This is a genomic window from Actinomadura napierensis (assembly GCF_039529375.1).
GTDB classification, from domain to species: domain Bacteria; phylum Actinomycetota; class Actinomycetes; order Streptosporangiales; family Streptosporangiaceae; genus Spirillospora; species Spirillospora napierensis.
In genome coordinates this window covers 1-24,955 of the sequence record NZ_BAAAMR010000046.1, presented here as the reverse complement: position 1 = coordinate 24,955, position 24,955 = coordinate 1, and the positions used below count along the sequence as shown (strand labels likewise).

Annotated in this window: 23 protein-coding genes; 20 read left to right on the top strand and 3 right to left on the bottom strand. The window is 72.2% G+C overall.

The annotated features are described in order from the left end of the window. Window positions 1-96: 96 nt before the first annotated feature. The 18 genes from pgsA to ABD296_RS24595 all read left to right on the top strand — a co-directional run bounded on the left by pgsA (window position 97) and on the right by ABD296_RS24595 (window position 18,756). On the top strand, window positions 97-825 hold the full coding sequence (gene pgsA / locus ABD296_RS24680; protein WP_344271476.1) for a phosphatidylinositol phosphate synthase: 729 nt from the start codon (window positions 97-99) through the stop codon (window positions 823-825). After that, window positions 822-1,754: a phosphatidylinositol mannoside acyltransferase gene (locus tag ABD296_RS24675; protein WP_344271472.1), complete on the top strand. Its 933-nt coding sequence runs from the start codon at window positions 822-824 to the stop codon at window positions 1,752-1,754. Before pgsA ends, ABD296_RS24675 begins: the two co-directional genes overlap by 4 nt. Next, entirely contained in the window at window positions 1,751-2,905 is a 1,155-nt protein-coding gene (locus tag ABD296_RS24670; RefSeq protein WP_344271469.1) for a glycosyltransferase family 4 protein, read from the top strand. The genes ABD296_RS24675 and ABD296_RS24670 overlap by 4 nt, the downstream gene beginning before the upstream one ends. A 10-nt stretch (window positions 2,906-2,915) precedes the next feature. Further along, a complete protein-coding gene (locus tag ABD296_RS24665) occupies window positions 2,916-3,458 on the top strand; it encodes a LemA family protein (RefSeq protein WP_344271466.1) in 543 nt (180 codons plus the stop codon). 142 nt (window positions 3,459-3,600) lie between these two features. After that, on the top strand, window positions 3,601-4,632 hold the full coding sequence (locus ABD296_RS24660; protein WP_344271463.1) for a DUF3048 domain-containing protein: 1,032 nt from the start codon (window positions 3,601-3,603) through the stop codon (window positions 4,630-4,632). A 121-nt stretch (window positions 4,633-4,753) separates the two neighbouring features. Beyond that, window positions 4,754-5,674 (top strand): pyridoxal 5'-phosphate synthase lyase subunit PdxS, encoded by a 921-nt coding sequence (pdxS, locus tag ABD296_RS24655; protein WP_455363863.1) that lies wholly within the window; start codon window positions 4,754-4,756, stop codon window positions 5,672-5,674. 146 nt (window positions 5,675-5,820) lie between these two features. After that, on the top strand, window positions 5,821-6,435 hold the full coding sequence (locus tag ABD296_RS24650) for a DUF6928 family protein (protein ID WP_344271457.1): 615 nt from the start codon (window positions 5,821-5,823) through the stop codon (window positions 6,433-6,435). A gap of 106 nt (window positions 6,436-6,541) precedes the next feature. Further along, the gene (gene pdxT / locus ABD296_RS24645; RefSeq protein WP_344271454.1) at window positions 6,542-7,165 is read left to right on the top strand and encodes a pyridoxal 5'-phosphate synthase glutaminase subunit PdxT; all 624 of its coding nucleotides are present in this window, start codon (window positions 6,542-6,544) and stop codon (window positions 7,163-7,165) included. Window positions 7,166-7,169: 4 nt separating this feature from the next. Further along, window positions 7,170-7,925: a YebC/PmpR family DNA-binding transcriptional regulator gene (locus ABD296_RS24640; protein WP_344271451.1), complete on the top strand. Its 756-nt coding sequence runs from the start codon at window positions 7,170-7,172 to the stop codon at window positions 7,923-7,925. A 94-nt stretch (window positions 7,926-8,019) separates the two neighbouring features. Continuing rightward, window positions 8,020-9,171 (top strand): GNAT family N-acetyltransferase, encoded by a 1,152-nt coding sequence (locus ABD296_RS24635; RefSeq protein ID WP_344271448.1) that lies wholly within the window; start codon window positions 8,020-8,022, stop codon window positions 9,169-9,171. Between the two features lie 81 nt (window positions 9,172-9,252). Next, window positions 9,253-9,888: a crossover junction endodeoxyribonuclease RuvC gene (gene ruvC / locus ABD296_RS24630; RefSeq protein ID WP_344271616.1), complete on the top strand. Its 636-nt coding sequence runs from the start codon at window positions 9,253-9,255 to the stop codon at window positions 9,886-9,888. Then, window positions 9,885-10,490, top strand: coding sequence for a Holliday junction branch migration protein RuvA (ruvA, locus tag ABD296_RS24625; protein WP_344271445.1), 606 nt, complete (start codon window positions 9,885-9,887; stop codon window positions 10,488-10,490). The genes ruvC and ruvA overlap by 4 nt, the downstream gene beginning before the upstream one ends. Beyond that, window positions 10,490-11,554 (top strand): Holliday junction branch migration DNA helicase RuvB, encoded by a 1,065-nt coding sequence (gene ruvB, locus ABD296_RS24620; protein WP_344271442.1) that lies wholly within the window; start codon window positions 10,490-10,492, stop codon window positions 11,552-11,554. The genes ruvA and ruvB overlap by 1 nt, the downstream gene beginning before the upstream one ends. A gap of 178 nt (window positions 11,555-11,732) precedes the next feature. Next, window positions 11,733-12,233 carry a preprotein translocase subunit YajC gene (yajC, locus tag ABD296_RS24615; protein WP_344271439.1) on the top strand — a complete coding sequence of 167 codons (501 nt, stop codon included), beginning with the start codon at window positions 11,733-11,735 and terminating at the stop codon, window positions 12,231-12,233. A gap of 42 nt (window positions 12,234-12,275) precedes the next feature. Beyond that, window positions 12,276-14,066: a protein translocase subunit SecD gene (secD, locus tag ABD296_RS24610; protein WP_344271437.1), complete on the top strand. Its 1,791-nt coding sequence runs from the start codon at window positions 12,276-12,278 to the stop codon at window positions 14,064-14,066. Between the two features lie 3 nt (window positions 14,067-14,069). After that, entirely contained in the window at window positions 14,070-15,242 is a 1,173-nt protein-coding gene (secF, locus tag ABD296_RS24605; RefSeq protein WP_344271435.1) for a protein translocase subunit SecF, read from the top strand. A gap of 106 nt (window positions 15,243-15,348) precedes the next feature. Continuing rightward, complete coding sequence (locus ABD296_RS24600; protein WP_344271431.1) at window positions 15,349-15,873, top strand: adenine phosphoribosyltransferase; 525 nt, start codon at window positions 15,349-15,351, stop codon at window positions 15,871-15,873. Window positions 15,874-16,581: 708 nt separating this feature from the next. Continuing rightward, window positions 16,582-18,756, top strand: a complete 2,175-nt coding sequence (locus ABD296_RS24595; protein ID WP_344271614.1) for a RelA/SpoT family protein — start codon at window positions 16,582-16,584, stop codon at window positions 18,754-18,756. Window positions 18,757-18,816: 60 nt separating this feature from the next. Here ABD296_RS24595 and aspS read toward each other — a convergent pair whose 3' ends face one another. From aspS to ABD296_RS24580, 3 genes are read right to left on the bottom strand one after another with little or no spacing between them, the layout of a single operon-like run. After that, the gene (gene aspS, locus ABD296_RS24590; protein WP_344271429.1) at window positions 18,817-20,577 is read right to left on the bottom strand and encodes an aspartate--tRNA ligase; all 1,761 of its coding nucleotides are present in this window, start codon (window positions 20,575-20,577) and stop codon (window positions 18,817-18,819) included. Further along, entirely contained in the window at window positions 20,574-21,854 is a 1,281-nt protein-coding gene (gene hisS, locus ABD296_RS24585) for a histidine--tRNA ligase (protein WP_344271426.1), read from the bottom strand. Before hisS ends, aspS begins: the two co-directional genes overlap by 4 nt. A 12-nt stretch (window positions 21,855-21,866) precedes the next feature. Beyond that, window positions 21,867-22,562 carry an MBL fold metallo-hydrolase gene (locus tag ABD296_RS24580; RefSeq protein ID WP_344271423.1) on the bottom strand — a complete coding sequence of 232 codons (696 nt, stop codon included), beginning with the start codon at window positions 22,560-22,562 and terminating at the stop codon, window positions 21,867-21,869. A gap of 252 nt (window positions 22,563-22,814) precedes the next feature. Here ABD296_RS24580 and ABD296_RS24575 point away from each other — a divergent pair, with 252 nt between their 5' ends. Together ABD296_RS24575 and ABD296_RS24570 are read left to right on the top strand one after the other, a co-directional pair. After that, window positions 22,815-23,567 (top strand): peptidylprolyl isomerase, encoded by a 753-nt coding sequence (locus tag ABD296_RS24575; RefSeq protein WP_344271420.1) that lies wholly within the window; start codon window positions 22,815-22,817, stop codon window positions 23,565-23,567. A 37-nt stretch (window positions 23,568-23,604) separates the two neighbouring features. Continuing rightward, entirely contained in the window at window positions 23,605-24,876 is a 1,272-nt protein-coding gene (locus tag ABD296_RS24570; protein ID WP_344271417.1) for a DUF349 domain-containing protein, read from the top strand. Window positions 24,877-24,955 lie beyond the last annotated feature (79 nt).

The window sequence follows — 24,955 nt, the reverse complement described above, 5'->3', positions numbered from 1 at the left end:
CGGGCCGGCGGCCGCACTACGATTGGGCCCGCCAACGGCGGCCCCCCTGGCCGATGCCGGCGGCCCTTCCACCCGGCAGCAGGAGAACGGACGGCGATGCTCAACAGAATCAGGCCCGCGCTGGGGCGCGTCCTGACGCCCATCGGACGGACGGTCGCGCGGACCGGGGTGTCGCCCAACGCCATCACCGTCATCGGCACCGCCGGCGTCGCGGCCGGCGCCCTGGTGCTGTTCCCGCGCGGGGAGTTCTTCTGGGGCACCATAGTGATCACCGCGTTCGTGCTTTTCGACATGCTGGACGGCGCGGTCGCCCGGGTCACCGGCAAGATCTCCAAGTTCGGCGCGTTCCTGGACTCCACCATGGACCGGATCGCGGACGCGGCGATCTTCTCCGGGCTGATGATCGGGCTCTACCGGGACGGGCAGCACGGCCTCGCCGGCGTCGCCCTGTACTGCCTCGTCGCCGGAGTCGTGGTGTCCTACGCCAAGGCCCGCGCCGAGGGCCTCGGGTACACCTGCAACGTGGGCATCGCCGAGCGCTCCGAGCGCCTGCTCATCGCCCTGGTGGCCGCCGGGTTCGACGGCCTCGGCGTCCCCTACATCCTGGCGATCGCCCTGTGGGTGCTGGCGGTGCTCAGCACGGTCACGGTGGGGCAGCGGTTCGCCACGGTCTACGCCCAGGCGAAGGCCGCCCCCGCGCCGGATCCCGCCGGTTCCGGCCCCGGCGCGTCCGCGGCGTCGGGCGGGTCCGAGGACGGCGGATCCGAGGACGAGGAGAACGGCGAGAAGGCGCACGCGAAGGCCGGGCCGGGCCCGCGCCGATGACCCGCTCCGCGCCGGCGGCGCTCCGCGACGAGGTGATGGACGCCGCGTACGCGATGGGCTGGACGATCGTCCGCAAGATGCCCGAGGGCGCCGCCCGGCTCGCGTTCACCGCCGTCGCCGACCGCGCCTGGCAGGCGCACGGGTCCGGCGTCCGGCAGCTGGAGCGCAACCTGTGCCGCGTCCTCGGCAAGGACGCCGTGGACGACGAGGTCCGCGTCCTCAGCAAGCGGGTGCTGCGCTCCTACGCCCGCTACTGGCTGGAGGTGTTCCGGCTGCCCGAGTACGGCCGGGCGCGGATCCTCGGCCGGATGCGGGTCACCGGCGAGAAGAAGATCTTCGCCAACCTCGACGCCGGCCGCGGCGTGGTCCTCGCGCTGCCGCACATGGGCAACTACGAGCACGCCGGCGCCTGGCTCGCTGCCTGCGGGTACCCGTTCACGACGGTCGCCGAGCGCCTCAGGCCCGAGTCGCTGTTCGACCGGTTCGTGGCGTTCCGCGAGAGCCTCGGCATGGAGGTCCTCGCGCACACCGGCGCCTCCGCCTTCGGCCGGATGGCCCAGCGGCTGCGCGCCGGGCGGCCCGTCTGCCTGGTCGTCGACCGCGACCTCACCGCGAGCGGCGTCGACGTCGAGTTCTTCGGCGCCACCGCCCGGATGCCCGCCGTCTCCGCCGCGCTGGCGGTCCAGACGGGCGCCGCCCTCATTCCCGTGACACTCTGGTACGAGGGGAAGTACTGGGCGGCGCGCGTCCACGAGGAGGTCCCGGTCCCGGACGAGGGCGCCAGGCGGGAGAAGATCCGGACCATGACGCAGGAGACCGCGCGGGTCTTCGAGGCGGGCATCGCCGCCCACCCGGAGGACTGGCACATGCTGCAGAAGGTCTGGGTGGACGACCTGGAACCGCCCCGGCCGGGAGAGGCGCCGCGGTGAACGTCGGCATCGTCTGCCCCTACACCTGGAACGTCCCCGGCGGCGTCCAGCAGCACATCCGCGACCTCGCCGAGGCGCTGACGGCGCTCGGCCACCAGGTGTCGGTGATCACCCCCGCGGACGACGACGCCGAGCTGCCGCCCTACGCCGTCTCCACCGGGCGCGCCGTCCCCGTCCCCTACAACGGCTCGGTCGCGCGGATGGCGTTCGGGTTCCTGTCCTCGGCGCGCGTCCGCCGCTGGATCAACGAGGGCCGGTTCGACGTGCTGCACGTCCACGAGCCCGCCGCGCCGTCGCTCGGCCTGCTGGCCTGCTGGGCGGCGGACGGGCCGATCGTCGGCACCTTCCACGCCTCCTACGAGCGGTCCCGGGCCCTGTCGGTGACCGCGCCGATCCTGCGCAGCGCCCTGGAGAAGATCAACGGCCGGATCGCGGTGTCCGAGGCGGCCCGCACCAGCCTGGTCGAGCACCTCGGCGGCGACGCGGTGCTGATCCCCAACGGGGTCGCCACCGAGCGGTACGCTATGGCCGACCCGCTGCCCGGCTGGCCGGGACGCTCCGACTCCCCCCGCGGCGCCGAGGCGCTCGGGTTCCTCGGCCGGATGGACGAGCCGCGCAAGGGCCTGCCGGTGCTGCTGCGCGCCTTCGAGATCCTCGGCCGCCGCCGTCCCGGGCTGCGGCTGCTGCTCGCCGGGCCGGGCGACGCCGACGACGTGGCCGCCCGCGTCTCCCCGGAGCTGCGCGACCGGGTCGTCGTGCTCGGCATGGTGAGCGAGGAGGACAAGATCCGCGCCTACCACTCGGTGGAGGTGTTCGTCGCGCCCAACCTCGGCGGCGAGAGCTTCGGCATCGTGCTCGCCGAGGCGATGTCGGCGGGCGCCCCCATCCTCGCCAGCGACATCGAGGCGTTCGACCGGGTGCTGCTCGGCGGCCGCGCCGGCGCGCTGTTCCCCGCCGGCGACCACGAGGCCCTCGCCGCCGCGGCCGGCGCGCTGCTGGACGACCCGGCCCGGCGCAAGCAGCTGTCCGCCGAGGCGCGCGCCGCCGTCCGCGCCTACGACTGGTCGTCGGTGGCCCGGGACGTGCTGCGGGTCTACGAGACGGTCGCCTACGCCGGCGCGGGCGTCGTCGAGTCCGGCCCGGGCGCCTGAGGGATCACCGATGCTCTACCACTGGATCATCGACGTCCTGTTCTGGATCGCCGTCGTCTTCCTCATCGGCGTGTACGTGTCGTGGCGCGCCACCCGGCTCGACCGGCTGCACGTCCGCGTCGAGACCGCCCGCGCCGCGCTGGACGCCGCGCTGGTCCGGCGGGCCGCCGCCGCGCTGGAGCTCGCGGCCTCCCGGCTGCTGGACCCGGCCGCGAGCCTCGTGCTGGCCACCGCCGCGCACGAGGCCCGCACCGCCGACGCCGACAACCGCGAGTTCGCCGAGAGCGATCTGTCGCGGGCGCTGCGCGCCGTCGCCGACCAGCCCGACTTCGCCGGCACGGTCGCGGGGGAGGGCGGCGGCGAGGGCACCGACGTCCTGGAGGAGCTGTCCTCGTCGTCCGCGAAGGTCGCCTACGCCCGCCGCTTCTACAACGACGCCGTCGCCCAGGCGCGGGCCGCGCGGCGCAAGCCGCTCATCCGGGTGCTGCCGCTGGCGGGACGGGCGGCGCTGCCCGACTTCTTCGAGATCGACGACGACCCGCCCCGGTTCTGACCCGCCTGGATCCGTCGCCGGGATCCGCCGCCCGGATCCGGAGGCCGATCGAGCCCGTCCAGGCGCCCGCGCGTACAGCGGACTGGGCGAACGCATCATTTCCGTTCGCTACCCTCGGGCAGATCGCCGCAAAGGGAGGGTTATGCGACACGCGTGGCACAGGACGGCACGGGGGCGGGCGGCCGCGGGGCTCGGCGCCGTCGTGCTCGGCTCGGCCCTCGCGGCCTGCTCGGACTCGCACGGATCGGGCACCGCGGCGCCGCCGAGCGCGCACGGCGGGACGGCGTCCGGGAGCCCGGTGCCGGCGACGCACCCGTTCAACGGCGGCACCACGGGGATCACCAACCCCGTCCTCGCCGTGAAGATCGAGAACACCAAGCCCGCGCTGCCGCAGGCGGGGGTGTCCGCCGCCGACATCGTCTACGTCGAGCAGGTGGAGGGCGGCGAGACCCGCCTGATGGCGGTGTACTCGTCGAAGCTGCCCAAGCGCGTCGGGCCGGTCCGCAGCGCCCGGATCTCCGACCTGCACATCCTCCCGCAGTTCGGGCATCCGGCGTTCGCGTTCTCCGGCGTGCAGAGCAAGATGAAGAAGTACATCCGCAAGGCGCCGGTGTACGACATCTCCCAGGAGAACGCCGGATCCGCCTACTCCCGCTCCAGCGCGAGGCAGATCCCCTACAACCTCTACGGCGACCCGAAGGCCCTCCTCAAGCAGGCGCCCAAGGCGTCCGCGCCCCGCGACATCGGCTTCCGTTTCGGACCGGCGCCGGAAGGCGGCAAGCCGACCGGGTCGTTCACCGCGAAATGGCCGGCCGCGACCATGGGGTTCACCTGGTCGGCCAAGGCGAAGCGCTGGCTCGCCAGCTGGGGCGGCAAGCCCGACACCGCGGCCGAAGGCGGCCGCCTCGGCGGCGCCACGATCGTCGTCCAGTACGCCAAGACGACCCGCTCGAAATTCCACGACTTCCTCGGCAGCTACACCCCGCTCATCCAGACGACGGGCACCGGCCGCGCCACCGTACTGCGCGACGGCAAGGCCTACGACGCCAAGTGGTCGCGCCCCTCGGAGACCGCCGGGACGACCTACACCACCCCCGACGGCAAGCCGATGACGTTCGCCCGGGGGCAGGTCTGGGTGGTCCTGCTGAACGACGGCAAGCCCCACATTCCATAGCGCCGCGGGCGCCCGGTCAACGGCCAATTCCCGCCCATTGGCCTGCCCCCGGAGGGGCGTCGAAACGGCCCTCGAGCAGGCAATATCATGGAAGGCGACCTGTCGTCCGCGCACGTGAGGAATGCCCGTGTCCACTTTGAATTCCGCCCCGGAGAACGCGCCCGAGACCGGGACCGCCCGCGTCAAGCGCGGCATGGCGGAGATGCTCAAGGGCGGCGTGATCATGGACGTCGTCACCCCCGAGCAGGCGAAGATCGCCGAGGACGCCGGCGCGGTCGCGGTGATGGCGCTGGAGCGGGTGCCCGCCGACATCCGCGCCGAGGGCGGCATCTCCCGGATGAGCGACCCCGACATGATCGACGGCATCATCGGTGCCGTCTCCATCCCCGTCATGGCCAAGGCCCGCATCGGCCACTTCGTCGAGGCCCAGTTGCTGCAGGCCCTCGGCGTCGACTACGTCGACGAGTCCGAGGTGCTCACCCCGGCCGACTACGAGAACCACATCGACAAGTGGGCGTTCACCGTCCCCTTCGTGTGCGGCGCCACCAACCTCGGCGAGGCGCTGCGCCGCATCACCGAGGGCGCGGCGATGATCCGCTCCAAGGGCGAGGCCGGCACCGGCGACGTCTCCAACGCCACCACGCACATGCGGCGGATCCGGCAGGAGATCCGCCGGCTGCAGAACCTGGCGGAGGACGAGCTGTACGTCGCCGCCAAGGAGCTGCAGGCCCCCTACGAGCTCGTCAAGGAGGTCGCGCGGGCCGGCAAGCTCCCCGTGGTGCTGTTCACCGCCGGCGGCATCGCCACCCCCGCCGACGCCGCGATGATGATGCAGCTCGGCGCCGAGGGCGTGTTCGTCGGCTCCGGCATCTTCAAGGCCGGCAACCCCGCGCAGCGCGCCGAGGCGATCGTCAAGGCCACCACCTTCCACGACGACCCCGGCGTGATCGCCAAGGTGTCCCGCGGCCTCGGCGACGCCATGGTCGGCATCAACGTCGCCTCCCTCGGCGAGGACCAGAAGTTCGCCCACCGCGGCTGGTGACCCGTTCCGCCGGCAGGGTCCCCCTCCCCGGCGCGCCGCCGGAGGGATTACGCTGGCGGCGCGGCCGGTGAGGGGCCGGGTCACCGGGGCGGGCCCCCCGGAGACCGGGCGCCCCTGCGCGGTGCCCGGCCGCGGGAGGGGAGAGCATGGCTTGGTCCGTCGCGCTGGCGTGCGCGAGCGCGGGTGAACCCACCGAGGTGTTCCGGCCGGGCCTGGTGCCCGACCCGGACGCGGCCGCGCGGATCGCGCGCGGCCTCTACCCGGCGGCCACCCTCACCGAGACCGGCGACACGGTCCTGGACTTCGCGCTCTGGCCGTACGAGGACGAGTTGTTCGTCGGCGCGTTCGAGCGGGCGCTGCTGCTGTGCGACCGGCGGCTGTTCTGCCTGGACGACGACGCCCGCCGGATCGCCGACACCGCGGCCGCCGCGCTGCCCGGCGCCTCCTGCGGCGTGCTGGTCCTGCACACGGTCATCCGCGGCTGCTGGTTCCGCTGGTACACCGCGGGCGAGCTGCTCCGCGACGTGTTCGTCACCGCCGAGGACGGCGTCGTCGTCGACCAGGGCGAGCGGCTCCCCGCGGAGCTGCCGTTCTGGCGGGCCATCGACGCCGGCGCGCCGGACGTGCCGCTGCCCTTCGACCACGAGGAGTTCGGGCTCGCGCTCGCCGAGGCGCACATGTTCGGCCGCGGCATCGCCGACCGCGGCAAGGACGGCTTCCTGCCCCTCGAGCTCCCCCTCCGCCGCTTCAAGCACGCCTGACCGGCGGCCGGAGCGGGAAGATCCACCGCGTCCCGCGGTGTTGTAAGGGACGTCCAGGGCTGCGACATGCCCGTGCGTCCGCGCGATCCCCCGAGAGGTTCCCCACGTGACTGCTGCCGTACCGACGATCGGCGTCCTCGCCCTCCAGGGCGACGTGCTCGAGCACGCCCGCGCGCTCGAACAGGCCGGGGCGCGCACCGTGACCGTGCGCCGCGCCGAGGAGGTCGACCAGGTCGACGGGCTGGTCCTGCCGGGCGGGGAGTCCACCACCATGTGGCGGCTGGCGCGCGCGTTCGAGCTGCTGGAGCCGCTGCGCAAGCGGATCGAGGCCGGCATGCCCGCCTACGGCTCCTGCGCCGGCATGATCATGCTGGCGGACCGGATCCGGGACGGCGTGGCGGGCCAGGAGACCGTCGGCGGGATCGACATGACCGTGCGGCGCAACGCGTTCGGCCGGCAGGTCGACTCCTTCGAGTCCGACGTCCCCCTGACCGGTATGGGGGACACGCCGTACCACGCCGTTTTCATCCGCGCGCCCTGGGTGGAGTCCGTCGGCGACGCCGTCGAGGTCCTCGGACGCGCCGAGACCGGGCCGAACGCCGGTAGGATCGTCGCCGTCCGCCAGGGCCGCCTGATGGCGACCGCCTTCCACCCGGAGCTGACGGGCGACTTCCGCGTGCACCACTACTTCGCCGATCTGGTGCGCCGGGCGATGCGCAAGGAGGATTGACTGAATGTCCGGCCATTCCAAATGGGCGACGACCAAGCACAAGAAGGCGGCCCTCGACGCCAAGCGGGGCAAGCTCTTCGCCAAGCTGATCAAGAACATCGAGGTGGCGGCCCGCACCGGCGGCGGCGACCCCGACGCCAACCCCACCCTCTACGACGCCATCTACAAGGCGAAGAAGAACTCCGTCCCCAACGACAACATCGAGCGCGCGCGCAAGCGCGGCGCCGGTGAGGAGGCCGGGGGCGCGGACTGGCAGAACATCACCTACGAGGGCTACGCCCCCGGTGGTGTCGCCGTGCTGATCGAGTGCCTGACCGACAACCGCAACCGCGCGGCCTCCGAGGTCCGGGTGGCCCTCACCCGCAACGGCGGCTCCCTCGCCGACCCGGGCTCGGTCTCGTACATGTTCACCCGCAAGGGCGTCGTGATCGTCCCGAAGGCGGGCACCAGCGAGGACGACGTCATGATGGCCGTCCTGGACGCCGGCGCCGAAGAGGTCAACGAGCTCGACGAGGAGAACTTCGAGGTCGTGAGCGAGGCCGGCGACCTGGTCGCGGTCCGCACCGCCCTCGTGGAGGCCGGCATCGACTACGAGTCGGCCGAGAGCAAGTTCCTGCCCAGCGTGACCGTCCCGCTGGACGAGGACAACGCCAAGAAGGTCTTCCGCCTCCTGGACGCCCTGGAGGACTCCGACGACGTCCAGGACGTCTACGCCAACTTCGACGTGAGCGACGAGGTCATGGAGAAGATCGACGCCTGAGGCGCGTCCCGTGCCGTGAACGCCGCCGCAGCCCGCGAGGCGCGGCGGCGCTCGGCGTTCCGGGAGGCCACCGGCATGGCCTACGGTCGGGATCATGGAGATCCGTGCCCTCGAACCCGGCGAGATGGACACCACCCGCGACATCCGCGCCCGCGCCTTCGGGGCGCTGCCGGACGCCGAGTGGGAGGCGACGATGCGCCACACCGCGCCGGTGCTGGCGGCGGGGCGGCAGTTCGCGGGCTTCGACGGCGACCGCGTCGTGGCGACGGGCCGCATCCACGACATGACCCAGTGGTGGCACGGGCGGGCGGTCTCGATGGGCGGCATCGGCGGCATCACGGTCGCGCCGGAGGAGCGCGGGCGCGGGCTCGGACGCCGCCTGATGACCGACATCCTGGAGCGCTGCGCCGGGTTCGGGCATGCGCTGTCGATGCTGTACCCGGCGACGACGCGGATCTACCGGTCGCTCGGCTGGGAGCACGCCGGCGCCCAGCACAAGATCGAGATCCCGGCCGAGGCGCTGCGCGGCATCGCCGCCGAGCGGGTGCCGGTCCGCCGCGCCGGGCCCGGTGACGCGGCGGAGGTCGCGGCCGTGATCGGCCGCGCCCACGCGGCCGCCGGCGACTGCGGTCCGATCGGCTGGCACGGGAGCATGTGGCCGGCCTTCCTCGACGACCGCGACACGTACTGCCACCTGGCCGAGGACGGGTTCCTCGCCTACCGCTGGGCCACGGGGAACACGGCGCTGGAGGTCGTTCGGGCCGTGGCGTCCTCGGAGCGGACGCTGCGCGCGCTGTGGGGCATCGTGGGCTCCGGCTCCTCGACGGCCCCGACCGTCCGTGCGTGCGTGTCGCCCATGGACCCGGTCCTGTGGCTGCCGGGCGAGCGTGAGAAGGAGACCGTCCAGCGCAGCCAGTGGATGCTGCGGGTGGTGGACGCGCCCGCCGCGATCGCGGCGCGCGGCTACCCGGAGGGCGTGACCGCCGCGGTTCCGCTGGAGATCGACGACCCGCAGCGGCCCGCGAACTCCGGGCACTGGCGCCTGGAGATCAAGGACGGCGAAGGGCGGCTGGAGCGTTCCGGAGAGGATGCCGCCGCCGTCCGGCTGGGCGTGCGGGGCCTGTCCGCGCTCTACGCCGGCGTTCCGGTCGCGACCCTGCGCGGTGCCGGGCTGCTGCAGGGCGGGGACGCGGGGGCGCTTTCCGCCCCGTTCGCGGCCACCCCCTTCTCCCTCGACTACTTCTAGCGGGACACGCCCGCCGCAGGCGGACGATGTCATCCTGAGTTGGTAGCGTGTTCGGCCGAACACATGATCGAAGGAGCGGCCGTGCGGGTGATGGGGGTGGACCCCGGGCTCACCCGGTGCGGGGTGGGGGTCGTCGAGGGCGCGCCCGGCAAGCGGCTGCACCTGGTCCACGTGTCGGTGGTCCGGACGGACCCCGGCGAGGACCACGCGCTGCGGCTGCTGGGCGTCGAGCGGGGGATCGAGGCGCTGATGGACGAACTGCGCCCCGACGCCGTCGCCGTCGAGCGGGTGTTCTCCCAGCACAACGTCCGCACGGTGATGGGCACCGCGCAGGCCGCCGGCATCGCGATGCTGGCCGCCGCCCGGCGCGGCCTGCCCGTCGCGCTGCACACCCCGAGCGAGGCCAAGGCCGCCGTCACCGGCAACGGCCGCGCCGACAAGGCGCAGGTGACCACGATGGTGACCCGGCTGCTGAACCTGGAGACGGCGCCCAGGCCCGCGGACGCGGCCGACGCGCTCGCGCTCGCCATCTGCCACGTGTGGCGCGGGGGAGCGCAGCAGCGGCTCGCGCGGGCGCAGGTCGCGCGGATCGAGCAGGCGGCGCAGGCCGAGCGCGAGCGGCTCGCCGCCCGCGGCGGCACCGCCCCAGGGGACGGCCCCCCGGCCCCCCGGGGCGTCCGCCGGAAGGACCCGAGCACAGGAGGAAGCATCAAGTGATCGCCTTCGTCAGCGGCCAGGTGGCCGCCGCCGGGCCGGACGGCGCAGTGATCGACGTGCACGGCGTCGGCCTCGCGGTGCAGTGCACGCCCGCCACGCTCGCCGGGCTGCGGGTCGGCGACCAGGCGAAGGTGGCCACCTCGCTGGTCGTCCGGGAGGACTCGCTGACCCTGTTCGGGTTCGCCGACGACGACGAGCGCGCGGTCTTCGAGCTGCTGCAGACCGCCAGCGGCGTCGGCCCCCGCCTGGCCCTGGCGATGCTCGCCGTGCACACCCCGAACGCGCTGCGCCGCGCGGTCGCCACCGAGGACCTGGCCGCGCTGACCAAGGTGCCGGGGATCGGCAAGAAGGGCGCCCAGCGCATCGTCCTGGAGCTGAGGGACCGGCTCGGCGGCCCGGTCGGCGACACCGCCGGCGACGTCCGCGCGCCCGCCGCCGCGCAGGCGTGGCGCCCGCAGGTCCAGATGGGGCTGGTCAACCTCGGCTGGTCCGCCAAGGACGCCGACGCCGCGGTGGACGCCGTCGCCGCCGACCTGGACGGCGCCGAGGCGCCCCCGGTCGCGACCCTGCTGAGGTCCGCGCTCAAGAAGCTCGCCAAGTGATGGACGAGGCGGACCGGCTCGTCTCGGCGGACGCGGAGGGCGCCGAGGAGCAGGTGATCGAGGCCGCGCTGCGGCCGAAGAAGCTGGCCGACTTCGTCGGGCAGGAGCGCGTCCGCGAGCAGCTGTCGCTGGTGCTGCGAGGCGCGCTGCGGCGCGGCCGGACGCCCGACCACGTGCTGCTGTCGGGCGGCCCGGGCCTCGGCAAGACCACCCTCGCCATGATCATCGCGGCGGAGCTGGGGCAGCCGCTGCGGATTTCCTCGGGTCCGGCGATCGAGCGGGCCGGCGACCTCGCGGCGGTGCTGTCCACGCTCGCCGAGGGCGAGGTGCTGTTCCTGGACGAGATCCACCGGCTGGCGCGCCCGGCCGAGGAGATGCTCTACATGGCGATGGAGGACTTCCGGGTCGACGTCGTCGTGGGCAAGGGGCCGGGCGCGACCGCGATCCCGCTGGACATCGCGCCGTTCATGCTGGTCGGCGCGACGACCCGGGCGGGGATGCTGCCGGGGCCGCTGCGCGACCGGTTCGGGTTCGTCGCGCACATGGACTTCTACGCGCCCGCCGAGCTGGAGGTGATCGTCCGGCGGTCGGCGCGGCTGCTGGACGTGGAGATCACCGACGACGGCGCCGCCGAGATCGCCGGGCGGTCCCGGGGGACGCCCCGGATCGCCAACCGGCTGCTGCGCCGCGTCCGCGACTACGCCGAGGTCCGCGCCGACGGCGTGATCACGCGGGATCTGGCGCAAGTGGCGCTCAAACTGTACGAGGTCGACGAGCGTGGTCTCGACCGGCTCGACCGGGCCGTCCTGGAGTCGCTGATGCGCAAGTTCGGCGGCGGGCCGGTGGGGCTGTCGACGCTGGCGGTGTCGGTGGGGGAGGAGCCCGAGACGGTCGAGGTCGTCGCCGAGCCGTTCCTCGTCCGGCAGGGTCTGCTGGCCAGGACGCCCCGCGGGCGCATCGCGACGCCCGCCGCGTGGGCGCATCTGGGCATCGCCCAACCGGCCTCCTCCCCGATGGCCGGTACGCTGTTCGAGGTGGACGACGACGCCGATCGGCCCGAATAGTGATCATGTTGTAACGGGATGGGAACTTCCCGGCACCGCGGATCGTCACGTCGTTGCCGGGGTCTCGCGTACTCTCTAGACTCCGGGACTTGGTTCCACCGTCTCCAGCCCGCGTTCCCCATGGGGTGGCCGATCCGGTCACAGGCTGGGCAAACCACATCGGAAGGATGCCCCAGTAATGGGCAGCGACATGATTTTGGCGGCGTCGTCCGGCGGCAGCGGGGGTTTCAACCTGCTGCTGCTCCTCGCCGTCCCCGTGGTGTTCTACTTCCTGCTCATCCGCCCGCAGAGCAAGCGGCGCAAGGAGCAGATGAACATGCAGACCGCCATGGAGCCGGGTGCCCGGGTGCTGACGACCAGCGGCATCCGCGCCACCGTGGTCTCCGTCGACGACGACGGTCTCCTGCTGGAGATCGCGCCGGGCGTCGAGGTCCACTTCGTCAAGCAGGCCGTCATGCAGGTCCTCAAGGACGACGAGCCCGAGGAGCTGGACGACGAGGCCGACGAGGACGAGCTCGAGGCCGACGAGGACGACGAGCGCGTCGACCTGGTCAAGGACGAGCCGTCCGAGGTGGACCTGTCCAAGGACACCGCCGGCCTCGACGAGCTCGACGAGGACGAGGCCGAAGAGTCCAAGCCCAAGGCGAAGGCCAAGGCCGGGGAGAAGCCCTCGGCCTGACGCGCCTCCGGCAACGACTCGAGACGGGAAAGAAAACGACCAGTGGCCTCGCCTAGCAACGTTCCCAAGCCCGGGCGCACGCTCTTCGCGCTCTTCGCGGTCATCGCGATCCTGGCCGGCGTCGCGCTCCTGCAGGGACAGACCAAGCCCAAGCTCGGCCTGGACCTGGCGGGCGGGACGACCGTCACGCTCACCGCCAAGACCGAGAAGGGGAAGAACCCGCCGGCGGACCTGATGAACCAGGCCGTCAAGATCATGACGCAGCGGGTCAACGGTCTGGGCGTGTCCGACGCCGAGGTCGCCAAGCAGGGCAGCAACAACATCGTGGTGAACGTGCCCGGCGAGGGGCAGGGCCGCGTCGTCGGGCTGATCGGCACGACCGCCAAGCTGCAGTTCCGGCAGGTGTTCGCCTACACCGACGGCAAGCCGACGGCCGGCGGGGCCACCCCCTCGCCGTCCGCGAGCCCGACCGGCAAGGCGAGCCCGGGCTCCACGCCGTCCTCCTCGGCGTCCCCGACGGCGTCCCCCTCCGCGTCGTCGTCCGCGACGCCGCGCAAGCGGGCGGTCTCGGACGCCCTCGCGGCGCCGACGCCGAACCCGTCCGGGTCGGGCTCGCCGTCGCCCTCGGCGTCGCCGACCTCGCCGCTGGTGTCCCCGTCGCCGTCCACCGGCGCCCAGACCTACCCCGGCGTCACCGACAAGGCGGTCATCCAGCAGTTCGAGTCGCTCGACTGCTACAACGGCGACCGCCACGCGCCGGGCTCCAACGACCCGAACCGCAAGTTCGTCGCGGCGTGCGCCCAGAAGGTCGAGGACGGCCAGATCGGCAAGTACATCCTCGGGCCGGTCCGGGTGCTGGGCGAGAACGTCAAGAGCGCGACCGCGATGCCGCCGAACTCCCAGCAGGGCCAGGCGAGCTGGTCGGTGTCGCTGAAGTTCGACGGCAAGGGCGCCAAGCAGTTCGGCGACGTCACCACCGACGCGTCCAAGGCCTACCAGGGAGACCCGTCCGCGCCGCAGGCGCAGGTCGCGATCGTGCTGGACGGCCAGGTCGTGTCCGCGCCGCAGATCAACCAGGGCGCGATCACCGGCGGCAACGCCAGCATCGACGGGCCCGCCGACAGCTTCACCCAGCAGTACGCGACCGACCTGGCGAACGTGCTGAAGTACGGGGCGCTGCCGCTGGAGTTCAAGCAGAGCTCCATCGACGAGGTGTCGTCCACGCTCGGCTCCGACCAGCTGACCGGCGGCCTGATCGCCGGCGCGATCGGCCTCGGCCTGGTCGTCGTCTACTGCCTGCTCTACTACCGGGGCCTCGGCCTCGTCGCGGTGTCCAGCCTGGTCGTGGCCTCCGTGATCACCTACGAGGCGGTGGTGATCCTCGGCGAGGGGATGGGCTTCCGGCTCTCGCTGCCGCACATCATCGGCCTGATCGTGTCGATCGGCATCACCGCCGACTCGTTCATCGTCTACTTCGAGCGGCTGCGGGACGAGCTGAGAGCGGGCCGCAAGCTCCGCTCCTCGGTGGAGAACGCCTGGAAGCGGGCGCGGCGCACCATCCTGGTCGCCGACGCCGTGACCTTCCTGGCCGCCCTGGTGCTGTACTTCCTCGCGGTCGGCGGCGTCGCCGGGTTCGCGTTCGCGATGGGCCTGACCACGCTGATCGACATCGTGGTGGTGTTCTTCTTCACCAAGCCGATGGTCGCGCTGCTGTCGCGGACGAGGTTCTTCGGCCGGGGCCATCCGATGTCGGGGCTGGACGCCAAGCGGCTGCGCCGCACCACGCCGGACACCGCCGGCGCCACCGCCCGCAAGACGAGCCAGGAGGCCTGAGACATGGGGCTGCGCGCGGTCATCTCCCGGATCTACCGAGGCGAGATCAGCGCCGACATCGTCGGCAAGCCGAGGATCTGGTACTCGCTGTCCGGGGCGTTGCTGATCCTGTCGATCGCCGGGCTGCTGATCCAGGGCCTCAACTTCGGCGTGGAGTTCAAGGGCGGGTCGGTCTTCACCTTCAAGGCGCAGAGCTCCTCGATCGAGCAGGTGCGCGGCGCCGTCACGGGCGCCGGCACCCACGAGGCGATCGTGCAGAAGGCCGGCGAGGACTGGCGGGTCACCACCGAGAGCCTGCCCTCGGACCGGGTCACCGAGGTCAAGGCGAACATCACCAAGGAGCTGAAGGTCCCCGCCAGCAAGGTCAGCACCCAGGTGGTCGGCGCCTCCTGGGGCGGGGAGATCCAGAAGAAGGCGTGGCAGGCGCTGGTCGTCTTCATGATCCTGATCATCGGCTACCTGTCGGTGGCGTTCGAGTGGCGGATGGCGCTCGCCGCGGTCGTCGCCCTGGTGCACGACCTGATCATCACCGCGGGCGTGTACGCCTGGTCCGGGTTCGAGGTCACCCCCGCGACGCTGCTGGGGTTCCTGACGATCCTCGGATACTCGCTGTACGACGCGGTGGTCGTCTTCGACATGATCAAGGAGGTCACCAGGCCGCTGACGGCGACCTCCAGGACGACCTACAGCGAGGCGGCGAACCAGGCCCTGAGCAGCACGCTGGTCCGGTCGCTGAACACCTCGCTGGTCGCGATCCTGCCGGTCGGCGCGATCCTGTTCATCGGCACCACGCTGTTCGGCGCGGGCACCCTGAAGGACCTGTCGCTCGCCCTGTTCGTCGGCATGATCATCGGTACCTACTCCTCGCTGTGCGTGGCGACGCCGCTGCTCGTCCAGCTCAAGGAGCGGGAACCGAAGTACAAGCAGATCCGCGCGAACATCGCCCGCCGCGAGCAGAGCGCCAAGCGGCAGGCGAGGAACGCCAAGGTCAAGGCCGCCACCGGGGCGTCCGGCGACGCTCCGGCGGACGACGAACCGGACGACGACGCCGGCGACACGGCGGAGGCCGCCGATGGCCTGCCGACCGGGGTGACCATCCGGAAGGTCGTGCAGACGGGGCCGCGGCAGCAGCCGCGCCGCGGCAGCCGCCAGCAGCGCCGCGGCGGCAACAAGTAGAGCGGAGACGGGCCGTGCCCGCGCCGGTCACCCACGGTGGTGACGGGCGCGGGCACGGCCCGGTTCTGAGCGGGAACACGTGGGATTCGTCACAGGGAGTGAAACGGTGGACCTCGGCAAGCTGATCCAGGAGCGGATCCGCGACGTGGACGACTATCCGAAGCCGGGCGTGGTGTTCAAGGACATCACGCCGCTGCTGGCCGACCACGTGGCGTTCGCGGGGGTCGTGGACGCGATCGTCAACCACTACGGCCGCGGCACCGTCGACAAGATCGTCGGGATCGAGGCGCGCGGGTTCATCCTCGCCGCCCCGGTCGCCTACCACTTCGGCGCGGGGTTCGTCCCGGTGCGCAAAAAGGGGAAGCTGCCCTCGCGGACGCACGAGGAGACCTATGATCTCGAGTACGGGACCGAGACGATCGAGATCCACGTCGACGCCTTCGATCCCGGCGACCGGGTGCTGATCGTCGACGATGTGCTGGCCACCGGCGGGACGGCCCGGGCCGCCGCCGAACTGGTCCGCCGCGGCGGCGGCGAGGTCGTCGGCCTGTCGGTGCTGCTGGAGCTGTCGTTCCTGCACGGGCGCGACAAGCTGGGGAATCTGGACGTCCAGTCATTGGTTACGGTCTAGGACGAAATGACCGGCGGATACACTGGCGCCAACAGGGTCCGCCGGGGACGGGCGCGTTCCCGCGGAGACGACGCCCGCGAGGGCTGAGGAGGCTGGGTGCGCGGTGAGGTGGCATCGACCGGAGCGGTGACCGACGCCGCAGCGGACGCCGCGGACGACGCCCGCCGGGAGCGGGACGCCGCCGTGGAGCCCGCCGAGGGCACCGGTGCGTCCACCGCCGCGGGGCGACGCACCGCCGACCGGCCCGCCGCCCGTCCGCCCGCCACCGCCCAGGAACCACCCGCCACCGAACCGCCCGCGGCGGGATCGCCTGCCGCGGAACCCTCGGAATCCGAACCGCCCGCCGAGAAGCCGCCGGCGGCGAAGCCGTCCGCCGAGAAGCCGTCCGCCGAGAAGCCCGCGGGGACCAAGCCGGACGCAGGTGAACCGCCTGCCGGTGAACCGTCCGCCGCGAAATCGTCCGCCGGCAGATCATCCATTTCGCAAGGGGAGAAGCCGCGGAGCGCGGCGCCCTCCGCCGATGGAGCCTCCGAGGCGCCGGCCACCGCGGCCCGCCCCGTCGGAGGGCCCGCGACACCGCAGCCGCCCGCCGGACCGGGAGCGACCCCCTCCGATGCCCAGACCAGGCCGACGCAGGCCGCGATCCCACCGTCCGCCGCCCGGGTGCGCCGCAGGCTCGCCAGGTTGGGCGCCCAGCGGGGCCCCACTATGAACCCGGTACTCGAACCGCTCATCAAGACGGTCCGCAACACCCATCCCAAGGCGGACCTGCGGCTGATCGAGCGCGCCTACGACGTCGCGGCGCACTACCACCGCGACCAGAAGCGCAAGAGCGGCGACCCGTACATCACGCACCCGCTCGCCGTCGCGACCATCCTCGCCGAGCTCGGCATGAACACCGAGACGCTGTGCGCGGCGCTGCTGCACGACACCGTCGAGGACACCGAGTACGCCCTCGAGGAGCTGCGCGCCGACTTCGGCGACGAGATCGCCGCGCTCGTCGACGGCGTCACCAAGCTCGACAAGGTCAAGTACGGCGAGGCCGCCGAGGCCGAGACCGTCCGCAAGATGGTCGTGGCGATGTCCCGCGACATCCGCGTCCTGGTGATCAAGCTCGGCGACCGGCTGCACAACATGCGGACGCTGCGCTACATGCCGCGGCACAAGCAGGAGAAGAAGGCCCGCGAGACCCTGGAGGTGTTCGCGCCGCTGGCGCACCGCCTCGGGATGAACACGCTGAAGTGGGAGCTGGAGGACCTCGCGTTCGCCACGATGTACCCCAAGCGGTTCGACGAGATCGCCCGGCTGGTGTCCGAGCGCGCCCCGCGCCGCGACGTCTACCTGCAGGAAGTGATCGAGAACGTCTCCACCGACCTGCGCGAGGCCCGGATCAAGGCCACCGTGACCGGTCGGCCGAAGCACTACTACTCGATCTACCAGAAGATGATCGCCCGCGACGTCAGCTTCGACGACATCTACGACCTGGTCGGCATCCGGGTCCTCGTCGACAGCGTCCGCGACTGCTACGCCGCCCTCGGCTCGATCCACGCGCGATGGAACCCGGTCCCCGGCCGGTTCAAGGACTACATCGCGATGCCGAAGTTCAACATGTACCAGTCGCTGCACACGACGGTGATCGGCCCCGAGGGCAAGCCCGTCGAGCTGCAGATCCGTACCTGGGGCATGCACCGGCGCGCGGAGTACGGCGTCGCCGCGCACTGGAAGTACAAGGAGGAGACGGTCGGCGGCCGCAAGGCCGGCGACATGCAGTGGCTGCGCCAGCTCCTCGACTGGCAGAAGGAGACCGCCGACCCGGCGGAGTTCCTGGAGTCGCTGCGCTTCGACCTGTCGGTCTCCGAGGTGTTCGTCTTCACCCCGAAGGGCGACGTCATCGCGCTGCCGCAGGGCGCCACGCCCGTCGACTTCGCGTACGCGATCCACACCGAGGTCGGGCACCGATGTATCGGCGCCCGCGTGAACGGCCGCCTCGTCCCCCTCGAATCGACCCTCGACAACGGCGACACCGTCGAGGTCTTCACCTCCAAGTCGCAGGACGCCGGCCCGAGCCGCGACTGGCTCGGCTTCATCAAGAGCGCCCGCGCCCGCAACAAGATCAAGCACTGGTTCTCCAAGGAGCGCCGCGACACCGCGATCGAGTCCGGCAAGGACTCCATCGCCCGCGCGATGCGCAAGCAGAACATGCCGCTGCAGCGGATGATGTCGGGGGAGGCGCTGCTCGCCCTCGCCCGCGACATGCGCTATACCGACGTGTCCTCGCTGTACGCGGCGGTCGGCGAGGGCCACGTGTCCGCGCAGACCGTCGTCCAGCGCCTCGTCGACGCCCTCGGCGGCGTGGAGAGCGCCGAAGAGGACCTCGCCGAGATCGCCCTGCCGACCCGCCGCAAGCGGACCCGCCCGGCGGGCGACCCGGGCGTCGTCGTCGCCGACGACCCGGACGTGTGGGTCCGGCTGTCGCGCTGCTGCACCCCGGTCCCCGGCGACGACATCGTCGGCTTCGTCACCCGCGGGCACGGCGTCTCCGTCCACCGGGCCGACTGCGCCAACGTCGCCGCCCTGAAGGCGCAGCCCGACCGGCTGATCGACGTCAAGTGGTCGCCCGGCGAGGACTCGGTGTTCCTCGTCGCGATCCAGGTCGAGGCCCTCGACCGTCCCCGCCTGCTGTCGGACGTGACGCGCGTGCTGTCCGACCAGCACGTCAACATCCTGTCCGCGTCCGTCACCACGACCCGCGACCGCGTCGCCGTCTCCCGCTTCACCTTCGAGATGGGCGACCCCAAGCACCTCGGCCACGTCCTCAAGGCCGTCCGCACCATCGACGGCGTCTACGACGTCTACCGCGTGACGAGCGGCGCCACCCGCTGACGACGCCGAAGGGCGGCCACCGCGGAACCGCGGTGACCGCCCTTCGGCGTTGCCGCTCGGTCAGCTCTCGGCGGGGGCGTCTTCGGGGATGACGTCGACGCCGGCCTCCTTGCGCTGCGCCGGGGTGATCGTGGTGGGCGCGGCGGTCAGCGGGTCCAGACCGGACGCGGCCTTCGGGAAGGCGATCACGTCGCGGATGGTGTCCCCGCCGGCCAGCAGCATGACGGTGCGGTCCCAGCCGAACGCGATGCCGCCGTGCGGCGGCGGGCCGAACTTGAACGCCTCCAGCAGGAAGCCGAACTGCGACTCGGCCTCCTCCTTCGACAGCCCGAGCACGTCGAACACGCGCTGCTGCATTTCGGCGCGGTGGATACGGATGGAGCCGCCGCCGATCTCGTTGCCGTTGAGGACGAGGTCGTAGGCGTCGGCGAGCGCGGAGCCCGGGTCCTCGTGGAAGGTGTCGGCGAACTGCGGCTTCGGCGCGGTGAACGGGTGGTGCACCGACGTCCAGCCGATCTGCTCGCCCTTGTCGTTCTCCACCGGCTCGAAGATCGGCGCGTCGACGACCCAGACGAAGTTCCACGCCGCCTCGTCGATCAGGCCGCCGCGGCGGCCGATCTCCAGGCGGGCGGCGCCGAGCAGTTCCTGGGTGGCGTGCGGCTTCCCGGCACCGAAGAAGATCGCGTCGCCGGGGGACGCGCCGGTCTTGGCGGCGAGCCCCTCCTTCTCGGTGTCGGACAGGTTCTTGGCGACGGGGCCGCCGAGCGTGCCGTCCTCCTGCAGGAGGACGTAGGCGAGGCCGCGGGCGCCGCGGGCCTTCGCCCAGTCCTGCCAGCCGTCCAGCTCCTTGCGGGTCTGGGACGCGCCGCCCGGCATGACGACCGCGCCGACGTACGGGGCCTGGAACACCCGGAACGACGTGCCGGCGAAGTACGCGGTCATGTCGGTCAGCTCGTTGCCGAACCGCAGGTCGGGCTTGTCGGAGCCGTAACGGGCCATCGCGTCGGCGTAGGTGATGTGGGGGATCGGCCGGGGGATCTCGTACCCGGCGATGTCCTTCCACAGCCGCGCGACGAGGTCCTCGCCGACCTTCAGGACGTCGTCCTGGTCTGCGAACGACATCTCGATGTCGATCTGGGTGAACTCCGGCTGCCGGTCGGCGCGGAAGTCCTCGTCCCGGTAGCAGCGGGCGATCTGGTAGTAGCGCTCCAGGCCGCCGACCATCAGCAGCTGCTTGAACAGCTGCGGGGACTGCGGCAGCGCGTACCAGTGCCCGGGCTTGAGCCGGACGGGCACGAGGAAGTCGCGGGCGCCCTCGGGGGTGGAGCGGGTCAGCGTCGGGGTCTCGACGTTGACGAAGCCGTGCTCGCGCATGACCTCGTGGGTGAGGAAGGACGCCTCGGACCGGATCCGCATCGCCCGCGCGACGGCGTCGCGGCGGATGTCGAGGTACCGGTACTTGAGCCGGATCTCCTCGTTGACGTTGACGTCGCCCTCGATCGGGAACGGCAGCGGCGCCGACTCCGACAGCACCTGGATGTCGGTGGCGGCGACCTCGATGTCGCCGGTCGGCAGTTCGGGGTTCTCGTTGCCGGCGGGCCGGACCCGGACCTCGCCGACGACCTTCACGCAGAACTCCGAGCGCAGGTCGTGCGCCGCCTCGTCCTCGCGGAAGACGACCTGCGCGGTGCCGGACGCGTCGCGCAGGTCGATGAACGTGACGCCGCGGTGGTCGCGGCGGCGGCCGACCCAGCCGGCCAGCGTGACCTGCTGCCCGGCGTGCTCCTTGCGGAGCGTCCCCGCCTCGTGCGTGCGGATCATTTCTGGAGCCTTTCCTTCAACGTCGTGGTGATGCCGGTGAGCGGGACGGCGGTCTGCTCGCCCTCGGCCAGATCCTTGACCTGGGCGACGCCGCCGGCGATATCTCGCTCACCGAGGATCACGGCGTACCGGGCGCCTGACCGGTCGGCGTCCTTCATGGCGCCCTTCAGCCTCTTCCCGCCGAACGACATGTCGGCGGCGATCCCGGCCCGGCGCAGCTCGGCGACCAGGGCGAACAGCCGGCGTTCGGCGTTCTCGCCGAGCGCCACCCCGAACACCTCGCAGCGCGGCTTCGCGGCGAACGCGGCGCCCTCGCCCTCCGCCGACTCGGCCTCCAGCGCCAGGATCGTGCGGTCCAGGCCGAGGCCGAACCCGATGCCGGGCAGCGGCGGGCCGCCGATGTCCTCCGACAGGCCGTCGTAGCGTCCGCCGCCGCCGATGCCGGACTGCGCGCCGAGCAGCGGGTGGTCGAACTCGTAGGTGGTGCGGGTGTAGTAGTCCAGGCCGCGGACGAGGGCGGGGGTGTCCTCCCAGGCGATGCCGAGGTCGGACAGCAGCTCACGGACCCGGTCGTGGTAGGCCTTGCAGTCCGGGCACAGGTGGTCGGCCATCAGCGGCGCGTCCGTGAGCTGCGCCTTCACCTGCGGGCGCTTGTCGTCCAGGACGCGCAGCGGGTTGATCTCGACGCGGGCGCGGGTGTCGTCGTCCAGGTCGAGCCTGCGCAGGAAGTCCTGCAGCAGCGCCCGGTACGCGGGACGGCACTCCTTGCAGCCCAGCGAGTTCAGCAGCAGCCGCACCTGCGTCAGGCCGAGCGAGCGGTACCAGTTCGCGGCGATCGCGATCGTCTCGGCGTCGATCTGCGGGTCCTCGCTGCCGATCGCCTCCAGGTCGAGCTGGTAGAACTGCCGGTACCGGCCCTGCTGCGGGCGCTCGGCGCGGAACGCGGGCCCGGACGTCCACACCTTCACCGGCAGCGCGCCCTTGTGCAGGTTGTTCTCCAGGACGGACCGCAGCACCGTCGCGGTGAACTCGGGCCGCAGCGTCAGCGACCGGCCGCCGCGGTCCTCGAAGGTGTACATCTCCTTCGACACCACGTCGGTGGACTCCCCGACGCCCCGCCGGAACAGGTTGGTGTCCTCGAAGACGGCCAGCTCCAGGTAGCCGTAACCGGCCAGCCGCGCCTGCTCGGCGAACGCCTCGCGGATGGCGTAGAAGAGGTCCGCGCGCGGCGGAACGTACTCACTGACCCCCTTGGGGGCCCGGAAACTCGAACTCATGATCTTTTAGGCTCAGAATCCCTTGTTCGGCCCGTCGGCCGGAGTCAGCTCGGCAAGGAACGGATTCGTGACGCGTTCGCGGCCGATTGTGGTCTGCGTGCCGTGCCCGGGCAGGACCGCCGTCTCGTCCGGCATGGACAGGCACACCCGGGACAGGCTCGCGAGGATGTCCTCGTAGGACCCGCCGGGCAGGTCGGTGCGGCCGATGGACCCGGCGAACAGCAGGTCGCCGGTGAACATCACGTCCGGCAGCTCCTGCGTCCTCGGCGTCCGGAAGGTCACCGACCCGGGCGTATGGCCGGGCGCGTGGTCGACGGTGAGGCTCAGCCCCGCGAGCTCCAGCACCGCGCCGTCCGCCAGCTCCTTCACGTCGTCCGGCTCGGTCAGCTCCAGGCCCCCGAACAGCTGCTGCCCGGGGCCGAGGGACAGCCCCTTGGCCGGGTCGGTGAGCAGGTCGCGGTCGTCCGGATGGATGTAGGCCGGGACGTCCTTGGCGCCGCACACCGGCGCCACCGACCACACGTGGTCGATATGGCCGTGCGTCAGCAGCACCGCGACCGGCTTGAGCCGGTGCTCGCGCAGGATCTCCTCGATCCCGGCCTCGGCGTCCTGGCCCGGATCGACGATGACGCACTCCTCGCCCGCGGCGGGCGCCACGACGTAGCAGTTCGCGGCGAACGATCCAGCGGGGAACCCGGCGACGAGCACGGTCGTCCTTCCTTGAAACCATCTCGGGTGGGCTTGTCCCGAGCGTACCGGCGCGGCCACGGCCATCGCGAACGAGATGCGGCGATCGCCGTGTCGCGGCGCGCCCCGCGGGAGGGCCCGCGGGGCGATCGGCGGGCCGGCCGCGGGCCGGCGCGGCTTCCTCCACGTTCGTTCAGGCGGAGGTCCGTCCGGCGCGCGGGTGCCGCTACTATGCGCTGCACGTTCACCTGATCACGGCGAAAGGGCAGGCACGTGGCGGCGAAGGACCGCAAGAAGCAGCTCGCTCGGCAGCGCTACGAGCGGCAGCAGCAGGCGCTGGCGCAAGCGGCCGCCAAGGCCCGCCGCGTCAAGATCATCAGTTCCGCGGTGGCGGTGGCGGTCGTCGTGGTGGGAGGCGCGGCCGTCGTCGTGTTCACCGGCAAGGACGACAAGTCGAAGGCCGACGGCCCGCACTGCGCCTACAACACCGCGGGCCAGCCCGCGGGCAAGGTCAAGAACCTCGGCACACCGCCGAAGAAGCCCGCCTACAAGGGCACCGTCCAGGCCACGGTGAAGACGAACCAGGGCGACATCGTCATGGACCTGGACGCCAAGGCCGCGCCGTGCACGGTCGGGTCGTTCGTCTACCTCGCCCAGAAGAACTTCTACGACGACAGCCCCTGCCACCGGCTGACCAGTGGCGGCCTGAACGTCCTGCAGTGCGGCGACCCGAGCGGTACCGGCAGCGGCGGCCCCGGGTACGAGTACCCCGACGAGAACACGGCGAACGCCAAGTACACGGCCGGGACCCTCGCCATGGCGAACTCCGGCGCCGACACCAACGGCAGCCAGTTCTTCCTGGTCTACAAGGATTCGCAGCTGGACCCGAACTACTCCGTGTTCGGAAAGATCACCAAGGGACTGGACGTGCTGCAGAAGATCGCCAAGGCGGGCTCCGAGCCCGCGGAGGACGGCAAGCCCAAGAAGAAGGTCACGATCCAGGACGTCGCGATCGCCCCGGTTTAGGCGATCGGGATACTAAGGTGTGGAGGGTCCGGTGGCCATGAGCCCGATCGGACCTGCGATTCAGGAGGCAAGGGTGTCCAGCGCGACCGATCCCTGGGGCCGGGTGGACGAGGACGGCACCGTCTACGTCAGGACGTCCGACGGCGAACGCGTCGTGGGGTCCTGGCAGGCCGGTGCGCCTGAGGAGGCCCTGGCCTACTTCAAGCGCAAGTACGACGCGCTCGCCACCGAGATCGGACTCCTCGAACAGCGCGTCCGCACCACCGACCTGCAGCCCGCCCAGGCGCAGCACAGCATCGCCCGGCTCCGCGAGGCCGTCGGCGAGGCGCACGCCGTCGGCGACCTCGACGCCCTCGCCCGCCGGCTGGACGGCCTGACCGAGCGGGTCGGCCGGCGCCGCGAGGAGGTCAAGGCCCAGCGCGAGCAGCACCGGCACGAGGCCCGCGAGATCAAGGAGCGGATCGTCGCCGAGGCCGAGCGGATCGCGGTCGAGGAGACGCACTGGAAGAACGGCGGCGAGCGGCTGCGCCAGCTCGTCGAGGAGTGGAAGGCCGCCGACCGCATCGACCGGCCCACCGAGACCGCCCTCTGGAAGCGGCTGTCGTCGGCCCGCAACGCCTTCACCAAGCGCCGCAAGGTGTACTTCGCGACCCTGGACGACCAGCGCGAGGAGGCCCGCCGGGAGAAGGAGCGCCTCGTCGCCGAGGCCGAGGCGATGCAGGAGTCGACCGACTGGGGCGAGACCGCCGCCGCCTACCGCGACCTCATGCGCCGCTGGAAGCTCGCCGGCCGCGCCGCCCGGGACGCCGAGGAGGACCTGTGGGCCCGCTTCAAGGGCGCCCAGGACACCTTCTTCCAGGCCCGCAGCGCCGCGTTCGCCGAGCGCGACGCCGAGTTCCGCGGCAACGCCGAGGAGAAGGAGAAGATCCTCGTCGAGGCCGAGCGGCTGCTGCCGATCCGGGACGTCCGGCAGGCCCGGCAGGCGCTGCGCGCGATCCAGGAGCGCTGGGAGGCCGCCGGCATGGTGCCCCGCGACCAGCGCGACCGCCTCGAGGGCCGGCTCCGCAAGGTCGAGGAGGCCGTCCGCACCGCGGAGGAGTCGGAGTGGCGCCGCACCAACCCCGAGGCCCGCGCCCGCGCCGAGGCCACCGTCAACCAGCTGCGCAGCTCCATCGAGCAGCTGGAGAAGCGCCTCGACAAGGCCCGCACCGCCGGCCGCGACAAGGACGTCAAGGACGCCGAGGAGGCTCTCGGCGCCCGCCGCGCCTGGCTCGAAGAGGCCGAGAGGACCCTCGCCGAGTTCTCTTGATCTCCCAGGGGGGCGACCCCCTGGAACCCCCGTTGCGGCCGACAGGCCGTTTCCCGCTCCGCTGGCGCTCCGCGCGAAA